A 1,371-nucleotide genomic window follows, 5' to 3' on the forward strand; every position below is an offset into this window, starting at 1 on the left:
AGGGTTGCCATTAATTTTTTCATGTTTTGCTCCTTGTGTTTGCCAAATGGCTGGGATATACAGCCTTCATCTTACAATCAAAGGCCGTCTGAAAACTTTGATATAGATTAATTAATACTATCTAATCCTAACGAATTACCATATTACCACATTTTTAAGCAGTTAATGCAACAATCCAAACAATAAATAACATTAACAAAGCCATCAGTTGTGCGGCCGAACCGGCATCTTTGGCACGCTTGGCAAGCTCGTGTTTTTCAGTAGAAGTATGATCAACAGCTGCTTCGACGGCGGTATTAAACAATTCGGTAATCAATGAAATAAACGATGCAACAATGAGCACCATTTTGATGGCCGGTCCGAAATCAAGGAACAACGCCAAGACAATTAAAATCAGGTTCAACCAAAAAACTTGGCGAAATGCGCTTTCATAACGATACGCGGCAGCCAGTCCGTCTTTGGAATAACCAAACGCATTGATAATGCGCTTGATGCCGTTTTTGCCTTTTTTCTCGGAAGCGTAGGAAGATGGTTTCATCATATACTCAACATTAGAATGCCGTCTGAAAAAGAAACGGTCGGGGCAATTTTCAGACGGCCTTTGGATTTATTGTTTTGCCCAAGATACCACGGCATCTGCAAACATGGCGGCAACGTCGAAATCTTTTTGCTTCATGATTTCTTGGAAGCCGGTCGGGCTGGTTACATTGACTTCGGTCAGGTTGCTGCCAATGACATCCAAACCGGCAAGCAAAATACCGCGCCGCTTCAATTCAGGTGCAAGGGTTTCTGCAATTTCACGGTCGCGTTCGCTCAACTCCTGTGCCACGCCGCGGCCGCCGGCAGCCAAGTTGCCGCGCGTTTCGCCGTTTTGCGGAATACGCGCCAAAGCATACGGAACAACTTCCCCACCGATAATCAGAATGCGCTTGTCGCCATGTACGATTTCAGGAATATAACGTTGCGCCATGATGGTGCGTGAATCAAGCTGCATCAGGGTTTCCAAAATACTGCCGATATTGGGGTCGGATTCGGTCAGGCGGAAAATGCCCATACCGCCCATGCCGTCCAACGGTTTGATGATGATGTCGCCGTGTTTTTTCAAAAAGGCACGGACATCGGCGGAACGTGTGGTAACCAAAGTCGGCGCGGTAAACTGGCTGAAGTTCAAAATCGCCAATTTCTCATTGAAATCACGCATTGCTTGTCCGCTGTTAAATACTTTTGCACCCTGCTGCTGTGCCAAAGTTAAAAACTGGGTTGCATACAGATATTGCATATCAAACGGCGGATCAGTGCGCATAATGACCGCATCGAAGTCTTTCAAGGCCGTCTGAACTTTTGCCTCTGATTTAAACCATTCGTGATCGT

The 1,371-nt window shown here is 46.0% G+C and carries 2 protein-coding genes; both read right to left on the reverse strand.

The features are described from left to right. Positions 1 to 154: 154 nt before the first annotated feature. A complete protein-coding gene (locus ACTHS3_RS13225) occupies positions 155 to 538 on the reverse strand; it encodes a diacylglycerol kinase (protein WP_070607869.1) in 384 nt (127 codons plus the stop codon). A gap of 69 nt (positions 539 to 607) precedes the next feature. Next, positions 608 to 1,371, reverse strand: a 764-nt coding sequence (gene gshB / locus ACTHS3_RS13230; RefSeq protein WP_440368156.1) for a glutathione synthase, incomplete at its 5' end; no start/stop codon positions are given.

This window comes from Neisseria sp. P0009.S007, assembly GCF_051962515.1.